20 protein-coding genes and 1 riboswitch (1 of these 21 running past the window's edge) are annotated in these 18,439 nt (G+C 60.9%); of the genes, 2 read left to right on the top strand and 18 right to left on the bottom strand.

The genetic code is table 11. The annotated features are described in order from the left end of the window. Positions 1 to 2 precede the first annotated feature (2 nt). From BED41_RS15405 to cbiB, 14 genes are all read right to left on the bottom strand, one after another. Positions 3 to 941: a cobalt-precorrin 5A hydrolase gene (locus BED41_RS15405; RefSeq protein ID WP_066748371.1), complete on the bottom strand. Its 939-nt coding sequence runs from the start codon at positions 939 to 941 to the stop codon at positions 3 to 5. Between the two features lie 3 nt (positions 942 to 944). Next, positions 945 to 1,700, bottom strand: a complete 756-nt coding sequence (gene cobM, locus BED41_RS15400) for a precorrin-4 C(11)-methyltransferase (RefSeq protein ID WP_066748369.1) — start codon at positions 1,698 to 1,700, stop codon at positions 945 to 947. Between the two features lie 4 nt (positions 1,701 to 1,704). After that, the gene (locus BED41_RS15395) at positions 1,705 to 2,925 is read right to left on the bottom strand and encodes a bifunctional cobalt-precorrin-7 (C(5))-methyltransferase/cobalt-precorrin-6B (C(15))-methyltransferase (protein WP_066748367.1); all 1,221 of its coding nucleotides are present in this window, start codon (positions 2,923 to 2,925) and stop codon (positions 1,705 to 1,707) included. After that, positions 2,915 to 4,009, bottom strand: coding sequence for a cobalt-precorrin-5B (C(1))-methyltransferase CbiD (cbiD, locus tag BED41_RS15390; protein WP_066748365.1), 1,095 nt, complete (start codon positions 4,007 to 4,009; stop codon positions 2,915 to 2,917). The genes BED41_RS15395 and cbiD overlap by 11 nt, the downstream gene beginning before the upstream one ends. After that, on the bottom strand, positions 3,996 to 4,604 hold the full coding sequence (locus tag BED41_RS15385; RefSeq protein ID WP_066748362.1) for a precorrin-8X methylmutase: 609 nt from the start codon (positions 4,602 to 4,604) through the stop codon (positions 3,996 to 3,998). Before BED41_RS15385 ends, cbiD begins: the two co-directional genes overlap by 14 nt. 138 nt (positions 4,605 to 4,742) lie before the next feature. Then, a complete protein-coding gene (locus BED41_RS15380; RefSeq protein WP_066748359.1) occupies positions 4,743 to 5,639 on the bottom strand; it encodes a hypothetical protein in 897 nt (298 codons plus the stop codon). Continuing rightward, the gene (locus BED41_RS15375) at positions 5,640 to 6,332 is read right to left on the bottom strand and encodes an SAM-dependent methyltransferase (protein WP_066749387.1); all 693 of its coding nucleotides are present in this window, start codon (positions 6,330 to 6,332) and stop codon (positions 5,640 to 5,642) included. A gap of 5 nt (positions 6,333 to 6,337) precedes the next feature. Further along, positions 6,338 to 7,189, bottom strand: a complete 852-nt coding sequence (locus BED41_RS15370; protein ID WP_066748356.1) for an ABC transporter substrate-binding protein — start codon at positions 7,187 to 7,189, stop codon at positions 6,338 to 6,340. Next, a complete protein-coding gene (locus BED41_RS15365; RefSeq protein ID WP_066748351.1) occupies positions 7,174 to 7,935 on the bottom strand; it encodes an ABC transporter ATP-binding protein in 762 nt (253 codons plus the stop codon). The genes BED41_RS15370 and BED41_RS15365 overlap by 16 nt, the downstream gene beginning before the upstream one ends. Then, the gene (locus BED41_RS15360) at positions 7,932 to 8,951 is read right to left on the bottom strand and encodes a FecCD family ABC transporter permease (protein WP_066748348.1); all 1,020 of its coding nucleotides are present in this window, start codon (positions 8,949 to 8,951) and stop codon (positions 7,932 to 7,934) included. Before BED41_RS15360 ends, BED41_RS15365 begins: the two co-directional genes overlap by 4 nt. Before the next feature lie 3 nt (positions 8,952 to 8,954). After that, positions 8,955 to 9,845 carry a sirohydrochlorin cobaltochelatase gene (locus BED41_RS15355; protein WP_229712333.1) on the bottom strand — a complete coding sequence of 297 codons (891 nt, stop codon included), beginning with the start codon at positions 9,843 to 9,845 and terminating at the stop codon, positions 8,955 to 8,957. A gap of 158 nt (positions 9,846 to 10,003) precedes the next feature. After that, positions 10,004 to 10,183: riboswitch (cobalamin riboswitch) on the bottom strand. Positions 10,184 to 10,258: 75 nt separating this feature from the next. Beyond that, on the bottom strand, positions 10,259 to 10,855 hold the full coding sequence (locus tag BED41_RS15350; protein ID WP_066748345.1) for a histidine phosphatase family protein: 597 nt from the start codon (positions 10,853 to 10,855) through the stop codon (positions 10,259 to 10,261). Next, positions 10,852 to 11,862 (bottom strand): aminotransferase class I/II-fold pyridoxal phosphate-dependent enzyme, encoded by a 1,011-nt coding sequence (locus tag BED41_RS15345; protein WP_066748342.1) that lies wholly within the window; start codon positions 11,860 to 11,862, stop codon positions 10,852 to 10,854. Before BED41_RS15345 ends, BED41_RS15350 begins: the two co-directional genes overlap by 4 nt. Further along, positions 11,862 to 12,806 (bottom strand): adenosylcobinamide-phosphate synthase CbiB, encoded by a 945-nt coding sequence (gene cbiB, locus BED41_RS15340; RefSeq protein WP_168160293.1) that lies wholly within the window; start codon positions 12,804 to 12,806, stop codon positions 11,862 to 11,864. Before cbiB ends, BED41_RS15345 begins: the two co-directional genes overlap by 1 nt. 120 nt (positions 12,807 to 12,926) lie before the next feature. Here cbiB and BED41_RS15335 point away from each other — a divergent pair, with 120 nt between their 5' ends. Beyond that, positions 12,927 to 13,757, top strand: coding sequence for an amidohydrolase family protein (locus tag BED41_RS15335; protein ID WP_084002518.1), 831 nt, complete (start codon positions 12,927 to 12,929; stop codon positions 13,755 to 13,757). Positions 13,758 to 13,814: 57 nt separating this feature from the next. Here BED41_RS15335 and BED41_RS15330 read toward each other — a convergent pair whose 3' ends face one another. From BED41_RS15330 to BED41_RS15320, 3 genes are read right to left on the bottom strand one after another with little or no spacing between them, the layout of a single operon-like run. Next, a complete protein-coding gene (locus tag BED41_RS15330) occupies positions 13,815 to 16,091 on the bottom strand; it encodes a DEAD/DEAH box helicase (protein WP_229712331.1) in 2,277 nt (758 codons plus the stop codon). Beyond that, positions 16,085 to 16,675 carry a DUF6661 family protein gene (locus BED41_RS15325; RefSeq protein ID WP_066748333.1) on the bottom strand — a complete coding sequence of 197 codons (591 nt, stop codon included), beginning with the start codon at positions 16,673 to 16,675 and terminating at the stop codon, positions 16,085 to 16,087. The genes BED41_RS15330 and BED41_RS15325 overlap by 7 nt, the downstream gene beginning before the upstream one ends. After that, positions 16,665 to 17,732 (bottom strand): AAA family ATPase, encoded by a 1,068-nt coding sequence (locus tag BED41_RS15320; RefSeq protein WP_066748329.1) that lies wholly within the window; start codon positions 17,730 to 17,732, stop codon positions 16,665 to 16,667. Before BED41_RS15320 ends, BED41_RS15325 begins: the two co-directional genes overlap by 11 nt. Positions 17,733 to 17,991: 259 nt before the next feature. On the opposite strand from BED41_RS15320, the gene BED41_RS15315 reads away from it, so the two are divergent. Beyond that, complete coding sequence (locus BED41_RS15315) at positions 17,992 to 18,354, top strand: metal-dependent transcriptional regulator (RefSeq protein ID WP_066748325.1); 363 nt, start codon at positions 17,992 to 17,994, stop codon at positions 18,352 to 18,354. Positions 18,355 to 18,407: 53 nt separating this feature from the next. On the opposite strand, the gene BED41_RS15310 is transcribed toward BED41_RS15315, so the two are convergent. After that, positions 18,408 to 18,439, bottom strand: the final stretch of a protein-coding gene (locus BED41_RS15310; protein WP_066748317.1) for a helix-turn-helix domain-containing protein. The gene runs 445 nt beyond the window's last position; 32 of the gene's 477 nt are visible here — the last part of the coding sequence; its start codon lies beyond the right edge, outside the window; its stop codon occupies positions 18,408 to 18,410.

Genomic DNA, 18,439 nt, shown 5'->3' with positions numbered 1-18,439 from the left:
GGTCACAGACTCCTTTTTCTTGCCAGCGCGAAGGTGATGCCGGGGTATTTTGTTTTGAGACGCACCATGTAGCCGCCGCGCGAGGCGGCGAGCGCCGCGCGTTCACAGACGTTGTCGGTCCCGACCGCCGCGAGCGCCGCGGGCGAGGGGGTAAATTCCCCCGGCAGCGCCATCAGCGTCTCCGCGGAGAAGGTCTCGAAGGGTATCTCATAAAATTCCGCGAGTCCGGCGACCGCCGCCTCGTCTTTTTTTTGTTCGACGGAGGCGACGGAGGCGACGGAGAGCGGCGAATAACCGCTCTGTTTCATAAAGTCCAAAAAGCATCCGCGCAGCAGCTCCGGCTCCGTGCCGCGCTTGCAGCCGACGCCGACGATGAGGTTTTTGGGCCGCAGCCACAGCGTCACCGGATAGGGAGCGGGCTGCAGTTCATCGGTGACGGCGACGCCGACGGCGTGTCCCGAGAGCAGCTCGGCGGCGACGCGCTTCGCGGCGGGAAGGTTCTCAATGGCGCAGTTGTTCTTCACCGCCCATGAGTCGGGCGGCGTGATGCCGTTCACGTCGGTGGCGGTGGTGATCACTGGGCGGGCTCCGATAGCTTCGGCGATGCGCAGCGTGAGTTCGTTCGCGCCGCCGATGTGTCCCGAGAGCAGCGATATCACGCTGAGGCCCCGTTCGTCGGCAACGATTACCGCGGGATCTTTATCTTTGCCTTTAAGGTACGGAGCGACGGCGCGTACCGCGATCCCGCAGGAGGAGACGAATACCAGCGCCTCCGCCTCCGCGAAGCGCTCTTTCGTCCATTCGCCGAGAGATACGCCGAAGGGCAGCACGCCGCCGCCCGCGTATTTTTCCGGGGCCCAGGCGCTGCCGCCGAAGGCCAGCGCGATCCGCCTCGCCAGTTTTGCCCCCCTCTCCGAAAATGCCGCCGCGCAGAGATTCATCTTTTATTCGGCGGCCTTTCGGAAGCCGTGGGAGAAGTGTTTGTCGTAGAGCTTCGAAAGCTCGTACTCGTCGCCGAGGAAGTCCCCGACGAGTATCAGGGCCGTATTTTTTATTCCCGCCTCCGAGGCGAGCAGCGGCAGGGTGGCGAGCGTGGCACGTATCACCCTCTGCTCGGGCCAGGAGGCCTTGTAGACCATGACGGCCTTGGTCTCGGGAGCGTAGCCGCCCATGATAAGCTCGGCGCAGAGGCCGTCAAGCAGCCCCGTCGAGAGAAAGAGCACCATCGAGGCCTGGTGCGAGGCGAGCAGCCGTATCTTTTCCTTATCGGGAACCGGCGTGCGCCCCTCCATGCGCGTGATTATCACCGTCTGGCTCACCGCCGGCAGGGTGTATTCCACCTCCGCCGCCGCGGCCGCGGCGCAGAAGGAGCTGACGCCGGGGGTGATGTCATAGGGGATGCCGAGCGCCTTGAGCCTGTCCATCTGCTCGCGTATCGCGCCGTAGATCGAGGGGTCGCCGGTGTGGAGGCGCACCGCGTCGACTCCGGCCTCGTGCGACTCGCGCAGCTTCTCTATTACCTCGTCGAGCGTCATGGAGGCGCTGTCGTGTATCTCGCAGCCCTCTTTCGCGCGCTTCAATAGTTCCGGGTTCACGAGGGAACCGGCGTAGATTATCATCCCCGCCTCCTCAAGGAGCCGCGCTCCGCGCAGCGTGATCAAATCCGGGGCTCCCGGCCCCGCTCCGACAAAATGTATCATTGATCTATTCTCCCTTCGCGGCGCCGGTCACCGCCGAAAAAATCACAACGGGGTTCTGCGCCTGCCATATCTGCGTCTTGCCGACGGTCTTTATTCTGCTCACGGCGACCTGCGCCGCGTCAAATCCGGTAAAATTTTCTCCCGCGAGCTCCTGCGTGCAGAGCGCGATTGTCTTAAGCGAGACGGCGGAGACGACGAGACGTATTCCCGCGCCGCGCGCCGCGATCCGCTCGAATATCATGGGAAGCTCGGGGCCGCTGCCGCCGACAAAGACGGCGTCAGGGTCAGGCAGGGCGTCTATCACCGAAAGCGCCGAGCCCTCGTATACCTTTATATTGTGGAGGCGGAACTTTTCCGCGTTCGCGCGTATCAGCGCCGCCGCCTCATTGTTTATCTCCACCGCGTGGAGCTCGCGGCATAGCTGGGCCGCCGCCACGGATACCGAACCGGTGCCGGCGCCGAGGTCCCAGACTACGGATTCCGGTGTCAGGCGCAGCTTCGCCGTTATCACGGCGCGTACCTCCTCGTGCGTCATCGGCACGCCGGCGACGCGGATAAAATCGGCGTCCTCCGGCAGCAGAGGCGGACGCTCGGTGAAGTCTTTGTTTATCAGCAGTACGATCGAAAGCGCGTCGAAGCTCTCCTTCGCGAGCGCGCGCGCCTCGCCGCGGCTGACGCGTTCGTCCTTCGCGCCGAGCCTTTCGCCGACCACCGCCTCCACCGCGCCGAGCCCCGCATCCGCGAGCAGCGAGCAGAGCCAGGCGGGGTTCTTCTGCGCGTCGCAGAAGAAGATCGCCGCGCGGTTATGCTCCACGGCGTCAAGTATCTTCGCGCCGCCGATCTCGCGTCCGTGTCCCGAGAGGATCACGGCCTCCTGCCATGTTTCGGCCGCCTTGGCGCAAAGGCTCTGGAGCGAGCTGATGCCGGGGAGGACGGTGATCTCGTCGTCGGGGAAATTTTTCTTTATCAGCGGCAGCAGGCTGAATATCCCTGTGTCGCCGGAGACGACGACCGCCGCGTCGCCGAGCTTAAGCTCCTCGCGAAGGCGCTCGAAGGTCTCCTTGAAGCTCTTCATCTCGATGACGTTCGGATGCCCCGCGGCGATGTGCAGATGGCGCGGAGAGCAGGCGACCGCGCGCGAGGCGGCGATCGCGGCGCTCACCGTCGGCGTCACCTCTTCTATATCGCCCGGTCCGGCTCCCAGAACATAAAGCCTATTTCCCATCTCTTATCTCCTCCGCAAAGGACGGCGCGTCATCAGTCGCGCCGAGAATTATTCCGCCGTTGTCGATGAAGGCGACGGCTGTCTTTATATCTTCAAAGGCGCGTTCCTCGCAGCGTTTCGCGGCGATACGCGCCAGTATCGTCCATAAAAAATCCAAGCCCTCTTTGCGCACGAGGCGCATCGCCTCTTCGGTGGTGGGACACTCGTAGAGGGCCTTCACGGTGGCGGCGGGAGCTCCCGCGATCGCCGCCTGCGCGCAGAGCGCCTCTTTCGCGCCGCCGCCGGTGCGGTTGTGGGTGTTGAAGCTGCCCGCCGCGACCTTGAGCAGCTTCCCCGGGTGCCCGCCGATCAGCAGCCGCTTCAGTCCGAGGCGGGCCGATTCGTCGAGCAGATGGCCGATATAGTTCCCGCACTGCACGACGGCGCGGTTGTTTATCTCATAGGCCCTGCGCAGCGCGTTCTCACCCGTCCCCGCGAAGGCGACCGCCACCGCTTCGCGCCCCTCCGCCGCGTGGGTGTTGAGCTCCAGTGTCAGCGATTCGAGCAGCGAAGCCTCGTTCATCGGCTTCACGCGTCCAGAGGTGCCGAGGATCGAGATACCGCCGACGATCCCCAGCCGCGGGTTGAAGGTGCGTTTCGCGACCTCCGCGCCCTGCGGCGCCGAGATGGTGACTTCCGCGCCGCGCGCGCCGATCACCTCGCGCAGCGCGCGCTCGATCATCATGCGCGGCACGGGATTGATCGCCGGTTCGCCGATGGGGACCTTGAGCCCCGGCAGGGTCACCGTACCCACCCCCTCGCCGGCGAGGAAACTCACCGCTCCCGGCGCGGGAGAGAGTTTCACGGCGGCCCTTATCATGATGCCGTCCGTCGAGTCCGGGTCGTCTCCCGCGTCCTTTATCACGCCGCAGCTGCCGTCCTCATATCCGACGACCGGCAGCGTGAAGATCCTCTCCTCCGGCGTCGTTATCTCTACGCTCGCGGGGCAGGGCGACCCCAGCGCGCGGAGCGCCGCGGCCTTCGCCGCCGCCGCCGCGCAGCTTCCCGTCGAATATCCCTCGCGGAGCTCCCTATTCGACGCCATAGAGCAGCGCGTTCACGATCGTGGAGGCGACCGGCGATCCGCCCTTGCGCCCCACGGCGGTTATATAGGGCACCTTCGTCGCGAGAAGGCGCTCCTTTGATTCGACGACGTTGACGAAGCCCACCGGCACACCGATGACCAGCGCGGGGGCGCATTTGCCCTCGTCGATCAGCTCGCAGAGGCGTATCAGCGCGGTGGGGGCGTTCCCGATCGCGAAAATGGCGTTGGGGGTGGCCTTCGCCGCCTCCTCCATGCTCACGACGGCGCGCGTAGTGCCGCGCGCCTCCGCCGCCTCGCGCACCGCGGGGTCGGCCATGCGGCAGACGACCTCGACGCCGAAGCGCGCGCAGGCCGCTTTGTTGATGCCCGACGCCGCCATATTGGTGTCGGTGACGACGGAAGCGCCGCTTTTCAGCGCCGCGCGCGCGAGCTTCACGGCCTCTTTGGAGAAACGCATATTCTCCGCGAAGTCGAAGTCCGCCGTCGTGTGTATCACGCGCTTTACCACCGGCAGCTCCTCGGGAGCGCCGAGCCAGGCCCCCATCTCGGAGGCGATGATCCTCATGCTTGCCTGTTCTATTTCGTCTGGTCTCATAGCGGTCACCTCATCTTTAAAATTTTTTGTAAAGAAAGACTGCTCTATTAAATACCCGGTCTCCGGCAGCCGTCGCGTATATTTTGTCTGTCGTGAGACCGATGTCTGCCGGCCAATATCCGCTCCCGGCGAGCGGCTTCAAAACAACAGCGGCAGAGCCGCCAGCGCTATCGACAGCACCGCGAATCCCGCGGTCGTCGTAAAGTTCCAGAATAAAAGCTGCTTAGCCATCTCCCTGCTGAAGAGGCCGAAATAATAACCGGCGTTCGCGCGGAAGAGCCGTGTGACGATGCCGAAGCTGTTCCCGAGCAGCAGCGCGAAGACCGCCTGCGCTGTCGTCAGCTCGCCCGCCGCGAGGCTGCCGCCCGCGAGCGCGAGCGCCGCCGAGACGTGCGCGATAGAGGCGGCGGCCACCGTGAGCGCCGCGAGCGGCAGTATCGTTCCAGCCAGCAGCCACTCCTTTATCGTGCTCTCGGCCCACGGTACCAGCATATAGGCGACCGCGAAGAAGAACCAGGCGATAGGCAGGGTCTTGAGCAGCCGCTTGTTGAAGCGGATATCCTTTGCCGCGCCGCCGGAGGCCGTATCCGCCGGCGCCTCTTCCGCCGCGCCGCCGCGCTTGAGGATGAAGAGTATCAGCACGAAGCGCGCCGCGCTGCGCAGCAGCAGGATCGAACCAAAGATCGCTCCCGACACACCCGCCATCGAGGTGGCCATCACCATCGTCGATGGCCAGCGGTGCAGATAGGCGGGGAAGGAGAGCAGCAGCGTCCCCCATTTTGCCGAGCGTTCCGACAGCTTGCCGCTGTCGAGCGCCGAGGCGATGAAGGCCGCCCCCGCCTTCGCGGAGCCGAGGCTCAGCGTCAGCGCCATGCCTAGCTCTGAGCCGATTCCCGCCTTTTGCAGATGCGGCACGAGCCGCCGCATAAGCCTGTCGGCGAGGCCGCTTCTCAGGACCGCAAAGCCGATAAGAAGTCCGAAGAGGATGTCGAAGGTGAGCCGCAGCTCGCCCGCGACCAGGCCGCGCCAGTCCATTTAGCTCCGCCAGAGCAGGAGTATCGAGAGATATTCCTCGGCGGGCTCCAGCGCCGCCGCGCCCTCGTAAATCTTTTCATCGGCGAGTCCCGCGCGGTCGATGCGCGCCATACGCCCCCAGGGTCCCGCCTCCGCGACGACCTCCGCGAGTTTCTCCCTCAATATGCAGGGCTTATAGAGCGCCGCGGAATCGGCGCGGCGCAGCGCCGCCACGATCCCCTCGCGGTCGTCGATGCAGGGTATTACAGAAAAGACGTCCTCTCCCATCGCGAGGAAGGAGCCGATGCGCGAGGCCGCGAGCTGATGCGCGGAGATACCCGGCACCAGCGAGAGCTCAAGATCGGGGACGATCTTCTTCCAGGCGTCGAAGAGATAGGAGCCTGTCGCGTAGAGCGCCGAGTCGCCTATGACGGGGAGCACCACGCTCTTTGCGCCGCGCCACGAACCGCCGATCCGCTCCAGTTCGCCAAGGAGAAACTTCTCGCGCTCCTCAGTGTCGGTGAGCATCGGGAAGGTGATGGGGGTCGTTTTGACCTCCGGAATGTTCGCGCGCACTATCTGCTCGGCGACGGAGAACTTACCGCGCGGTGAATAGGGCGTCAGCACGACGTCCGCCTCTTTTATGATCCTTAGCGCTTTGAGCGTGACCAGCTCGGGATCTCCGGGGCCTACGCCGACAACTGTAAATTTCAAAATCTTCACTCTCCGTAGAATATTTTTATCAGCCTTCGCCCTCCGGCCTCAAGTCCGAGCAGCGACGGACGGCTCAGCTCTCCCTCCGGAACGACGGCTGTCTTTATCTTTTTTATCGCCGGATACCAGGGGCGCGATACGAGCGTCTTCATGTTAGAGGCGTTCATCGTGCCCTGCTGTATCAGGTAGATATCTATATTGCCCGCGGCGGCGGCCTTGAGTATCCGCTCGAGGCCGTAGGGAGCTATCGCGCTGCCTTTACGGATCGCCCGCGCGTCGGGGGCGGCGTTCCTGCCTCCCGCGAGTTCGACGAGCTTTGCCGCCCACGAATCAGGCGAGCAGGTGTGCAGCTCCTTCGCCGTAGCCTCCACGAAAACGACGGGGCTTTTGCCGCCTGATTTCTTCGCCGCCTCGGAGGCGATCGTGCCGCGGATATTTTTCAGCTTCGCCTCGGCGGCTGCCGGGTCGCTTCCGATGAGCGCGGCGAGCTCCCGCAGATAAGAGGAGAATTCATCCCATCTCGGCGGCTCTATTGAAACGACCCGCACGCCGGCGCGCTCCAGCACGCTGCGAAGCTGCGGGTTCTGCCGCTCCGCGAGGCCGCGCGTCAGGACGAGGTCGGGTTTCAGCGCCAATATCTCCTCCGCGCCGCTTTTCGCCGAAAAACGCGGCAGCTTCGGCAGCATGTCGTCATCGTCGTTTTTGGAGACGGCGACGAGCTGTCTTTCGCCGCCAAGCGCGACGATGTTGTCGGTGTGCCCCGGATAAAGGGAGACTATACGTTTGGCCGCCGCCTCCGCGCGGAGCGGTGAGAGTAAAAATATGATAAGGACATATACAACTATTCTGGGTGCCATGCCGTATCGCCCTCCTCCGATCTGTAGCGGCGGAACCTTATGCCGTACAGTTCATGTAATATTTTTTCGTCCAGAAGCCCGACCGGGCCGCGGGCGATGATCTTTCCCTCTTTGAGCGCGATAAAGTCGTCGCAGCAGGAGATCGCGCTGTTCAGGTCGTGCGCCGCCGCGACGACGCTCCTGCCCTCTGAGGCAAGCCGCCGCAGCAGCGAAAATATACGCCGCGAATGGCTCGGGTCGAGCGCCGAGGTCGGTTCGTCAAGCAAAAAGAGCTCCGGCTGCTGGGCGAGGATCATCGCGAACAACACGCGCTGCCGTTCTCCCCCGGAGAGCTCCGTCGCGGTGCGAAAGAGCAGATGGTCCACCTCCGCGAGCTCCGCGCTCTTAAGGATTATCCTGTCGTCCTCCGGCTTCATCGGTTCAAGCGCCCCGTGGAAAGGCAGACGTCCGAGCGAGATTATCTCGTAGACGGAGAAGGCGGCCTTCACGCCGATGCTCTGCGGCAGAAAGCCCACCAATCGCCCGAAGTCGCGGCGCGGGATATCCTTTACTTCACGCTCGCCGAGCGCGAGCTTGCCGCTGTAGTTTCCGAGGCCGCCGAGCGTGCGCAGCAGCGTGCTCTTGCCGCCGCCGTTCGGACCGATGAGCGCCGTTATCCTGCCGTTTTCTATCTCGCCGCTGATGCCGTCGATTATCTTTTTCGCGCCGTAACCGGCGCAGAGTCCGCTGAAGGTATAGGCGCTCATGCGCCGCGCCTCCTGCCCATCAATATCCAGCAGAAGAAGGGGCCGCCGATGAGCGCCGTGATGACGCCCACGGGGAGTTCTCCGAGGTTCTGCGCCGCTCCGTCAGCGAGCGCGAGCAGCAGCCCGCCGCCGAGGAAGCTGAATATGAGCAGCGGTCTTGTCGCCGGCCCCGTAAAGGTGCGCATGAGGTGCGGGACCACGAGGCCGACGAAGCCGATGATCCCGAAGAAGCTGACCGCGGCGGCGGTGGCGAGCGACGAAAGCGCGAGCAGCAGGCCGCGCAGCTTTTTCTCATCGATGCCGAGCAGCGCTCCCTGTCCCTCTGAGAGCGAGACGGCGTCTATCTGGCGCGCGTAGATAAAGGCGGGTATAAATAATATGAGGGCCGCGCCCCAGACCGAGAGGGCGGAAAGCGGCGAGGCTCCCGAAAGGCTGCCCATGAGCCAGAGGACGATGGCGCTGAGGCGGTCGTCCGCGATCGCCTTAAGAAAGGTGACGCCCGCGGAGAGTATCGCGTTGGTTATGATGCCGGCGAGAACTATATAGGCCGCGCCGCCGCCGCTGCGCGCGGCGATGAGGCTGACGAGCCAGAGAGCGGCCATCGCGCCGGCAAAGGCCATCGGTGTTACCGCGAACGAGCCGAAAAAGAAGCCGAGAGCGCCGCCAAAGGCCGCGCCCGCCGCTATCCCCAGCGTATAGGGCTCGGCGAGCGGATTTGTGAGCAGCCCCTGCAGCACCGCGCCCGCGACGGCGAGCAGTCCTCCCGTTCCCACGGCGGCGAGAAAGCGCGGCAGCCTGACGCTGCGGATCACGAGAGCCTCGGGAGTGGTGCGCGAGGCTTCGTCTAAAAACGGATTCAAAAGCGCCGCGACGCGGGCGGCGGGAATATCCCACTCGCCAGCGCCGAGCCGCCAGAGCGCGGCGGCGAGCAAAAGCAGACAGAGCAGCGCCGCGAGACGCAGACGCTTTATATACAGCTGCCGTCTATGCTCAGAGAGCTCCGCCGCGCCGGTCATCGTTTATTTCATCATATCCTTGATCTTGGAGACGTAGACGCGGGCCATGTCCGCATCTTCGCCAAGGCCGACGAGGAAGGTCTTGATATCCTTGTAGCCCGCAGCCTTCAGCTGGCTGTACCATGATTCGGGATCGTCCTTATCGGCGAGGTCGTTGTTCGCGTGGTCGCCCGCGACGATCATCAGCGGGGAGATGACGAGCGTCTTCACGCCCTTGTCACGCTTGAGGCGCGCGATCACATCTTCGATCATCGGCGCCGCTTCGACAGTGCCGAGAGCAAAGCGGCCGGGGGCCTTCTTGTCGAGCGAAAGCTGGAGCTGGCTGTACATCGCGTTCGCGGCGTGGTGCGGCGTGCCGTGTCCCATGAGGACGATCACGGTGCCCTTCTTCGCGAGATCCTTCGCGAAGCGCTTCATGAGAATGTCGGCCATCAGATCGCAGTCGGCGGCCGATGAAAGATAGGGGCGGCCGAGTTTCAGCTCTTTGAATTCATACTTGCCCTTCACCGAGGCGACGCCGTTCACGAGTCCAGCAATGTCGTCATACTCTTCTCCGGGGATGATGTGCATCGGCATCACATAGACGTGGGTGAAGCCTTCGTCGTTCATCTGCGCGAGCGCCGAGGTCGGCGTGGGGATGTTGACGTTTTGTTCCTTCGCTATCTTCCTGCGGATGATGTTCGACGTATAGGCTAGGCGCACTTCGGTGTCGGGGAAGGCTTTCTTCGTCGAGTCGACGAGATTGTCGATCGCCTTTTTCGCATCCGGCATCGAGGTGCCGAAGGCGACTACGAGGATACCCTTCTTGTCGGGTTTATCCTTGGGAGCGGCGGCGAAGGCCGTGCCTGACATTACCAGTGTTAACATCACGAGAGCTATTACAAACGATTTCATGAGAAATATTTCCATCCTTTCGATCATCGCCAATCCAGAAAAATTCTGGGCCCAATAAAAAAAGACCCGGAAGCGATCCCCCGAGTCCGTGTCCTGTCAGCTGATAAAAAGCTGAAACAAGTTACTGCGAAGATGTTTGCCCGCGCAAACAGACCCCCTTCCTTAAACCTTTCTCCAGCAGATTTCCTGGCTTATCTTCATCCTACTTGCGCGCCTTCCCAGAATAAAATTAATTCCAGTGACATCCTTGCGCTTTCGTCTGATCCACAGTGGCGGGGCCGCACCGGCATAGGAAAAAATCCGCACCGGTTTCCCTTACTGAGAAAGACAATATTCAATTTTGTGGTAATTATAACAGATGGCGACCGGGTGTACAGGTGATTTTTAGCGGCGCTCCGGATAATTTTGTCACATCAGACAAAGAGAAAGCCGGGCGCGGCACTCCATGATACCAGTTCGTCATCCGCGTCAAATTCGAGAATATACATGCCTCCGTTCGGTATCCGCCACTCTCCGTGGGGAATATTTTTATCGGCGAAGCGGTGCAGTACCGCGCGCATCACATTGCCGTGCATTGTGCCGGCGGCCGTTGATACCCCCGCCGCGCGGCAGCGCGAAAGCAGCGCCGCAAAACCGGCGCAGACGCGCTCCGTAAAACCGTTGAAACTCTCGCCCCGCTCTATTGGCCGATTGGGGGCTGCGAGCCAGGCGGTATAGTTGGGGTCGTCGTCGAGATTCGTATAGGGACGCCCCTCAAGGATGCCCAGCGAACATTCGGAGAGCGCCGCGGGAAGATAGTCGGCGGCGCGTCCGTAAATCAGCTCAAGCGACTGCGTGCAGCGTTTCAGCGGCGATGAAAAATAGAACTCGGCGCGCGGATAGGAAAAACGCGCGCATATCGCCCGCTGCTCCGCCGCGCCCTGCGGCGAAAGCGGGATGTCGCGCTGGCCGGTCCAGACATTCTCCGCGTTCGCGAGCGACTGCGCGTGGCGGATGAGATAAATCCTCAACGGTAATCCTCCATCGCGGCGAGCAGGATGTCGTTCTCCGGCCTCGTCCGCGCCGCGATGCGTACATATCTTCCGTCGAGCCCGGGAAAATTTCTCGTGTGGCGCACGACGATGCCCCGTTCCAGCATAAAACGGATGAACCTTTCGTCGTCGTCGACCGCTGCCAGGAAATAGTTCACACAGCTTGGCAGCGTCGGAAAACCCGCCCCGTTCACCGCGGAGATGAGCCGCGGCATCTCCGCGGCGTAATAATCTTTCGTGCGGCGCAGCAGCGTGGCGTCCGCGAGGAAGAAGAGCGCCGCCTGCTGCGCGAGGCCGCTGACGCTCCAGCTCGGCTGCCGTCTCCTCAGCCTCTCCGTCATCTCGGCGTCGGCGAGGATATAACCGATACGCGCTCCGCAGAGGTTGTACGTCTTTGTCAGCGAACGCAGCCTGACGACGTTAGGCCGCGGCCGGTAGGGGGCCAGTGTCTCGTCGGTCCAGATAAAATCGCGATAGGCCTCGTCGACGATAAAAAGCGTTCGTGGGTGCCGCGCCGCGATCTCATCAAGCTCTCCGTCGGGGATGAAGCCCCCCGTCGGGTTGCAGGGATTACAGAGCCAGACAGCGCCCTCTGCGGGAAGCTTCGCCGCGCGAAGGTCTAAGATGTTGAGCGGAGCCGCGCCGAAATTTTTCAGCGCGCGCAGATACTCGCCGTAGACCGGCTGAAGTATGCGGTTTTCCCGCGCCGCCTCATAAGAGGCGATGAGATAGATCGACTCGTTGGAGCCGCTGGTCACCAGGATATTTTCCGGCGCGGCTCCCGTCGCCTCCGCGAGGAGCGCGCGCAGCGCAAGACATTCGTCGTCGGGGTAATCCTCCAGCGCCGCGCGCAGGTCGGGGACGAAGCCCCCGCGCTGCGCCACGGCGTTGGTATTGGTGCTGAAATCGTAGAGGCGCTCCGGCATCTGGAGGCCGAAGAGTTCATATAACTTTTCAGGGTTTGCGCCGTGAAGCCGGAATTCCATCAGTAAAGCCGCCTCTCCACCGCAAAGATCAGCACCGCACAGAGCGCTACGGAAATGTTCATTATATAGTGGGCGCGCAGGATGTCGTTTGGCTCCGGTTCTCGCAGATCGTCGCCGAGCGTCGGACGGGCCTCCCACTCGCCGCCGTAAAAGGCGCCGCCGCCCAGGCGGATGCCGAGCAGCCCCGCGAAGACGCTCTCGCCGTGGGCGCTGTTAGGGCTCTTGTGGTTCAGCCGGTCACGCCGGAATATTCTCCACGCGCGGCGGTAATCCATATTGGCGAGCGCGCCCGCGCCGATGGCGATAATTGCGCCGAGGCGCGCGGGGATAAAATTCAGAATATCGTCGAGCTTTGCCGCCGCCCAGCCGAAATCGCGGTAGCGCTCGTCGTCATAGCCGACCATAGAATCCATCGTGCTCGCTGCTTTGAAGAGCCAGGCGAATACCGCGGCAAGCCCGAACAGCGAGCCGACCGTCATCCAGAAGAGCACGGAGACGACGCCGTCGATATAGCTCTCCGCGATGGTCTCGACCGCCGCGCGAGTAACGCCGCCCGCGTCAAGCCGCTCGGTGTCGCGGCCGACTATGCGCCCCACCTGTTTGCGCGCGCGTTCCAGGTTGCCGCTTGCGAGCGCGCGGGCCACGGGCAGCGATTCATCCTTGAGGGACTTGAAGGCGATCGCCGCGTAGAGCAGGTAGATATTGAGGGCCGTCTGCGCCCATCTGCCGATGAATCCGGCGGCGGTTATAGCCACGGCGACGACCGCCGCTACGGTGGCGAGCACCGCGGCGCAGAACAGCAGGCCGCGCCTTCTGCCATCTTCGCGGGCGTAGAAAAATTTCTCGTAAAAGGTTATCAGCCGTCCCACCAATACCACGGGGTGCGTCGGCCATCTGGGATCTCCAAAAAGGGCGTCAAGCAAAAGCGCCGCTAAAATCTGCAAAACCATTCCCCCTTGCTTATTTTGCCTTAAGCAAGATACATTCTACCCTCAATATTACAACCACGCGATAAAATTTTTGCAAAAAAACTTTGACGGAAAAGCGCTAAGCCGATTTTACCTATGCCGAAAGTAAAAAATAGTGATATAGTTTCCCTCATGATTATAGACTTTCATACACACGTTTTTCCCTATAAGATGGCCGATGCGGCGATGACGAAGCTTCAGCAGCAGTGCGAGGTTCCCTATTACGCTCCGGCTACCGTGGGATCGCTTATCAGGACAATGGACGAGTGCGGCGTTGACAAAAGCGTCGTGCTCAATATTGTGACGAAGGAGACGCAACATGAACACGTCCTCTCTTTTGCAAAGGAGATAGATTCGGAGAGGCTGATATCCTTCGGCTCAGTAATGCCGGGTTCGGAATACGCCCTTGAATACGTCTGGAAGATATCGGACGAGGGGCTTAAAGGCATAAAGCTGCATCCCCCGTTACAGCGCGCCGATGTGGACGATAAGAGGCTTTTTCCCGTTTATGACCTGGCGCGGGCGCTCAACCTCGTAGTCGTCTTTCACGCGGGCTGGGACGCGACATACCGCGATGAGATGCGCGCCTCGGTCGAAATGACCATTAATGTCGTAAAAAATTTCCCCGGCCTGAAACTCGTCGCCGCGCACATGGGCGGACTGCGCCTCGCGCGTGACGTTTTCGACCATCTGGCGGGAAAATATGACCTCTACTTCGACACCGCCTACGCGGCCGACCCTTGGCTCGACAAAGAGATGTTCCGTGACATCATCCGCCGCCACGGCGCCGAGCGTATCCTCTTTGGCAGCGACTACCCCTGGCACCTGCCCTCGATGGAGATCGGGCTGATAAACAGCCTCGACATCGGCGAAGAGGAGAAAAAGATGATCCTCGGAGAAAACGCCGCAAGGCTGCTGGGGCTGTAACGTAAAGGAATCTGGAACAAAATAAATAAGGCCGTCCCGCAGCGGGGCGGCTTTTATCTATTTCCCCGCCAAAATCTGTTCCGCCAGTTCTTTAACGGCGGCCTTGATGTTGAAATCGCCGCCGGAGGCGCCGACGCAGCCGGGACAGCCGCTGCGGCAGCCGCAGGAGTTCATCACGGAAAGCGCCGTTTTGACGAGCTCGTTCTTTATCTCGAAGGTACCCTCCGCGAGGCCGACGCCGCCGGGGATGTTATCAATAATATAGATGGCCGCGCGCCGCAGCTGCGGGTCCTTGAGGCGGCTAGTCACAAGGATGTCCGCGCGGTCGCACATGAGGAAGAGCGGCGCGGTGTTGCGTATCAGGTGTTCCAGCCCCTCCATCGCGAGCTTAAGCTCCGCGTCCTCCTGACGGCACAGCGGCATCATCAGCCAGCAGGCGGTGGTGTGCATCTGCTCCTCCGGCAGGCTTATCTGCCCGAAGCCGGCGTTCTCATGCGTCGCAAGCTTTATCTTCTTAAATATCGTCGGCGTCAGCGTTACCACCACCTCGCCCCAGCCGTAGTTGCCCTGCGTCTCGAAGTCGTCGGTGATGTTGATGCGCAGCGAGGCGTCGCCGTCGGTGTAGTAATCCGCGGCGATCTCTCTGATGAAGCACTGCATCTTCTCCGTGTCGAGCGACTCGACGATGTACGACTTGCCGCCGTGGAAATAGATGGCGTCGGGGAAGATCAGCGTCGGCGCCGAACGGCGGTCCATCGTGCCGATGACGACGGGCTTTGTCTCGACGGTGATATCCGTTATAGTGTAATTTTCCCCCGTCGCGCTGCGCAGAGAGAGCCCCGCGGCGGGGTAGGAGTCGGCCTGCCAGTAATATCGCGCCTCATCCGCCTCGTTCACGCGGTGCAGCACCTCGTGGTCCGCGAGGTAGTCGAGTATCGCGTCAACATCCTGACCGCCGAACCTCTCTCCCGCGTGGAAGGGCAGTTCGAAGGCGGAGCACTTGACGTGGCTCACCTGTATATAGGGATTATAGGGATCGATGCGCGCCCTCTCCGTCGGCGCTCCGTAGAACCATTCGGGGCGCTGCGCGAGGAACTGGTCGAGCGGATCGGCGGAGGCGACCATCACCGCCGCTGAAATCGCGCCGCGCCGTCCCGCGCGCCCGATCTGCTGCCAGGCGGAGGCGATGCTGCCGGGATAGCCGTGCAGCACGGCGAGGGCGAGAGAGCCGATGTCGATGCCAAGTTCAAGGGCGTTTGTGCTGACGACGCCGCGCAGCTCGCCGCTGCGCAGGTCGTGTTCGATTTTCCGGCGCTCCTTCGGCAGATAACCGCCGCGGTAGCCCATGATCATCATCGGGTCCGCGCCCCGCTTCACGAGGTCGGCACGGATGGATTTGAGCAGCAGCTCGACATTGAGGCGTGAACGCGTAAAGACGATCGTGCTGATGCCAGAGGCCAGCGCCTCGGCGGCGATGCGCGAGGTCTCAAAGAGCGACGAGCGCCGCATCCCCGTCCTCCAGTCGATGACTGGCGGATTATAGATGATGATCTCCTTCTCCGAGGCAGGCGCGCCGCTCTCCGTGATCAGCTTCACGGAGCGGCCTATCAGCGCCTGCGCGTGTTCGTCTGGGTTGGCGATCGTCGCGGAGCAGCAGATAAAGGTCGGGTGAGAGCCGTAAAATTCGCAGATGCGCGCGAGGCGTGAAAAGAGGTTCGCGAGATGCGAGCCGAAGATCCCGCGGTATGTGTGCAGCTCGTCGACGACAATATATTTGAGATTTCGGAAATAGTCGGACCACTTTGTGTGGTGCGGCAGTATTCCGGAGTTGAGCATGTCCGGGTTAGTAATGACTATATGCCCCTCGCTGCGCGCCTGCCGCCGTTTGACGGGATCGGTGTCGCCGTCATAGACAAAGCCGTGAATCTTGCCGTCGGCGAAGGCGGCGAGCTCTCCAAGCTCCGCGAGCTGGTCCTGCGCGAGGGCCTTTGTCGGGAAGAGATAGAGGGCGCGCGCGCTGGCGTCCTGCAGGACCGCGTGCATGACCGGCAGATTATAGCAAAGTGTCTTTCCCGAAGCCGTCGGCGTTGCGATGACGCAGTCGATCCCCGAGAGCGCGCACTCCACCGCCGCGCTCTGGTGCGAATAGAGCGCCTCCACGCCGCGTTTTTTCAGCGCGTTTACAATGCGCGGGTCGAGCGCACCGAAACTGCCGAAGGCGGCGGGGTGAGCAGGCAGCTTCTTTATCGCGGGAGCTTTGCCGCCAAGGTCGGCGATCCAGCGCACGAGCCCCTCTATGGACGGTTCTTTTTTTGCAAAGTAGTTATTCAACATGATTCAGCCTGATTCTGCCTTATAGTAAAAAATTTTTTCTTGTATGTTGAAGAGTCCATGACCGAAACGCTGCAGTTCAGCCACGAGAGCTTCTTGCGGATACTTGTCTGAAGCCTGTCCATGATCATCTTTTTGCTCCTTGTCTCAAAGAAAAAATCCCCCTCGAGAAAGAGAATGATATAGAGCGGCTCGCCGCCTGCGCCGAGAGGGCGGCAGAGCTCGGAAAGTTTTCCCGCGTGAAAACAGCCACTCCCCTTTGACAGGGCCCCGCAGAGGCAGGCGATGGTCATCGCCGCCTTGAGGCTCATTTCGATATCGAGGCTCTCACGTTCGTCGCCGGGGGAGGGCGTGATGACATCCCTCTTGGCGTTGTCGGTCCCGATCCGCCATACATTTTCCGCTTCGTGGCCGCGGCAGTTCTTCACCTCGATGAGCGCCCGCTTGCCCTCCGATTCGCAGATGAAGTCCACCCCTTTGCTATGGGGAAGGCAGTTGAAGTAGCGCCGGTAAAACTCGCTGTCGTCAAACTTGACCACCCGGTCATTGCGGAAGATGAAGCTGATGCCGCTCTCCTCAATTTCCATAGATGAGCTCCTGCTCTCTGTCGTAGAGGTTGTCGAACTCCTCCATAATAGAGTTGTGGTTCAGCTCCGAGACGGTGCGCCCCTCTTCGAAGCAGAGCTGCCCGTCCTCCTTGTAGAGCGAGATAAACTTGATATCCGCCGGAGCGGAACCCGCCGGCGGGTAGGCCGAGAGCAGATTAAAGGACTGCTGCACGAAATAGTCGTGTGTTGTGATGAAGACCTGGACGCCCATCTCCGCGAGCTTCGCCACCGCCTCGGCGATCGGCTTTATCATCATCGGATTCATATTGGTCTCCGGCTCGTCCCAGAAGAGGATCGAATTTTCGTTGAGGCTTCCCGAAGAGATGAGATAGATGATGGTCGCGAGCTTACGGTAGCCCTCCGAGACAAGTCCCATCTCGAACTCTCCCTTGCCCTTCATCTTGAGATAGAATTTTTTATCCCTCTGTACGATGCTGCCGTTGATTATCCTGCCGAAGCTCTCGATGACGCTGTTCTGCTGCTCGGTGTTGCCGCCCTTCTTGAGCGGACGGTCCAGCAGCTTCGTCAGGTCGTAGTACATCTCTTCAAAGTCAATATGGTAAGTCTCGTAAAGAGACTGGAAATGCTCCGTGGCGGAGATCATCTCCTTCGGCGGAATATAGACCGGGAAATAGGGGGCCATGCCATCCTCCGAAACGCCGATATTAACGCTCACGTCGGCATGGCGGTCCTGCCGGCTGCTGAAGCCGACGGAGACTGAATCCTCCGCGCCGATGCAGAGCGAGAGTGAGGCCCGGCTGCCGCCGGAGCCGCGGCTGGCCAAGCGGCCGATCTTATCGTCGTCGGGACGAAAGACGCCCTGGAGCTTTTTTACCAGGCCGCCCTCGATCTCCTCCTTCGTCATCCTGTCGAGCCTGCCCTCGGAGACGCCCTTAAGCGCGGCGTACATCGCCTTGATCAGCGTCGTCTTTCCGGTGCTGTTCTCCCCGCTGATGATATTTATCTTCGGGGACCACCTTAGACTGAGCCTGTCGAATAACATAAAATTATTAAGTTCCAAAGAAGATATTTTCACCGGAAACACCTCCTGACAGCGGCGACGATACTTCCAAATATATACTTATATACTATATCCTAGAAGTATAGGTAAAAAGGGGGAAAGATTCAAGCAGGGCCGACGGCGAGCGGCGGCAAACGTCTAACGTTTACCAGCTATGCCTGTGATGTCCATTATGGCCGCTGTGTCACCGTCCCTTTTTAAAGTATACTTAAAATGTTTTTTAAGATAAAATATAAAAATCAATAATAGAAAATAAAAGGCGCAGGTGATCTCTATGCAGGAATCTGGAGAAAACTATCTTGAGACGATATTGATACTACAAAATAAAAACGGCTCCGTACGTTCGATAGATGTGGCGCGCAAGCTATCCGTCAGCAAACCGAGCGTAAGCCGCGCGATGGGTATATTAAGGGACGATGGTTTCATAACTATGGAGGCAAACGGCGAGCTGGTCCTTACGGAACAGGGCCGCGCACGGGCCGACGCGATCTATGAACGGCACCGTTTCATCACGAGGTTCCTTGCCGACGTAGTCGGCGTCTCTCCGGAGACCGCCGAGACCGACGCCTGCCGCATAGAACACATAATAAGCGAAGAGACGTTTGATAAGATCAAAGAATACCTTGCAGAGAAATAATATATAGATCATATGAAAATCCCGCCTCGCTTTCGCCGAGACGGGATTTTGTATTATTCCATCGCGTCCTCGTTCTTTAATAGCT

The organism is Cloacibacillus porcorum (genome assembly GCF_001701045.1).
GTDB lineage: Bacteria > Synergistota > Synergistia > Synergistales > Synergistaceae > Cloacibacillus > Cloacibacillus porcorum.
The sequence above is the reverse complement of the archived record's forward strand: the minus strand, read 5'-3'. Positions and strand labels throughout refer to the sequence as shown.

Bases quoted from the DNA above. Each gene is read 5' to 3' on its own strand.
- cbiD (WP_066748365.1), bottom strand. From the start codon at position 4,009: ATGGCGTCGAATAGGGAGCTCCGCGAGGGATATTCGACGGGAAGCTGC.
- BED41_RS15405 (WP_066748371.1), bottom strand. From the start codon at position 941: ATGAATCTCTGCGCGGCGGCATTTTCGGAGAGGGGGGCAAAACTGGCG.
- BED41_RS15335 (WP_084002518.1), top strand. From the start codon at position 12,927: ATGCCGAAAGTAAAAAATAGTGATATAGTTTCCCTCATGATTATAGAC.
- BED41_RS15380 (WP_066748359.1), bottom strand. From the start codon at position 5,639: ATGGACTGGCGCGGCCTGGTCGCGGGCGAGCTGCGGCTCACCTTCGAC.
- BED41_RS15345 (WP_066748342.1), bottom strand. From the start codon at position 11,862: ATGGAATTCCGGCTTCACGGCGCAAACCCTGAAAAGTTATATGAACTC.
- BED41_RS15325 (WP_066748333.1), bottom strand. From the start codon at position 16,675: ATGGAAATTGAGGAGAGCGGCATCAGCTTCATCTTCCGCAATGACCGG.
- BED41_RS15370 (WP_066748356.1), bottom strand. From the start codon at position 7,189: ATGGCACCCAGAATAGTTGTATATGTCCTTATCATATTTTTACTCTCA.
- BED41_RS15355 (WP_229712333.1), bottom strand. From the start codon at position 9,845: ATGAAATCGTTTGTAATAGCTCTCGTGATGTTAACACTGGTAATGTCA.
- BED41_RS15330 (WP_229712331.1), bottom strand. From the start codon at position 16,091: ATGTTGAATAACTACTTTGCAAAAAAAGAACCGTCCATAGAGGGGCTC.
- BED41_RS15360 (WP_066748348.1), bottom strand. From the start codon at position 8,951: ATGACCGGCGCGGCGGAGCTCTCTGAGCATAGACGGCAGCTGTATATA.
- cobM (WP_066748369.1), bottom strand. From the start codon at position 1,700: ATGATACATTTTGTCGGAGCGGGGCCGGGAGCCCCGGATTTGATCACG.
- BED41_RS15365 (WP_066748351.1), bottom strand. From the start codon at position 7,935: ATGAGCGCCTATACCTTCAGCGGACTCTGCGCCGGTTACGGCGCGAAA.
- BED41_RS15315 (WP_066748325.1), top strand. From the start codon at position 17,992: ATGCAGGAATCTGGAGAAAACTATCTTGAGACGATATTGATACTACAA.
- BED41_RS15395 (WP_066748367.1), bottom strand. From the start codon at position 2,925: ATGGGAAATAGGCTTTATGTTCTGGGAGCCGGACCGGGCGATATAGAA.
- BED41_RS15385 (WP_066748362.1), bottom strand. From the start codon at position 4,604: ATGAGACCAGACGAAATAGAACAGGCAAGCATGAGGATCATCGCCTCC.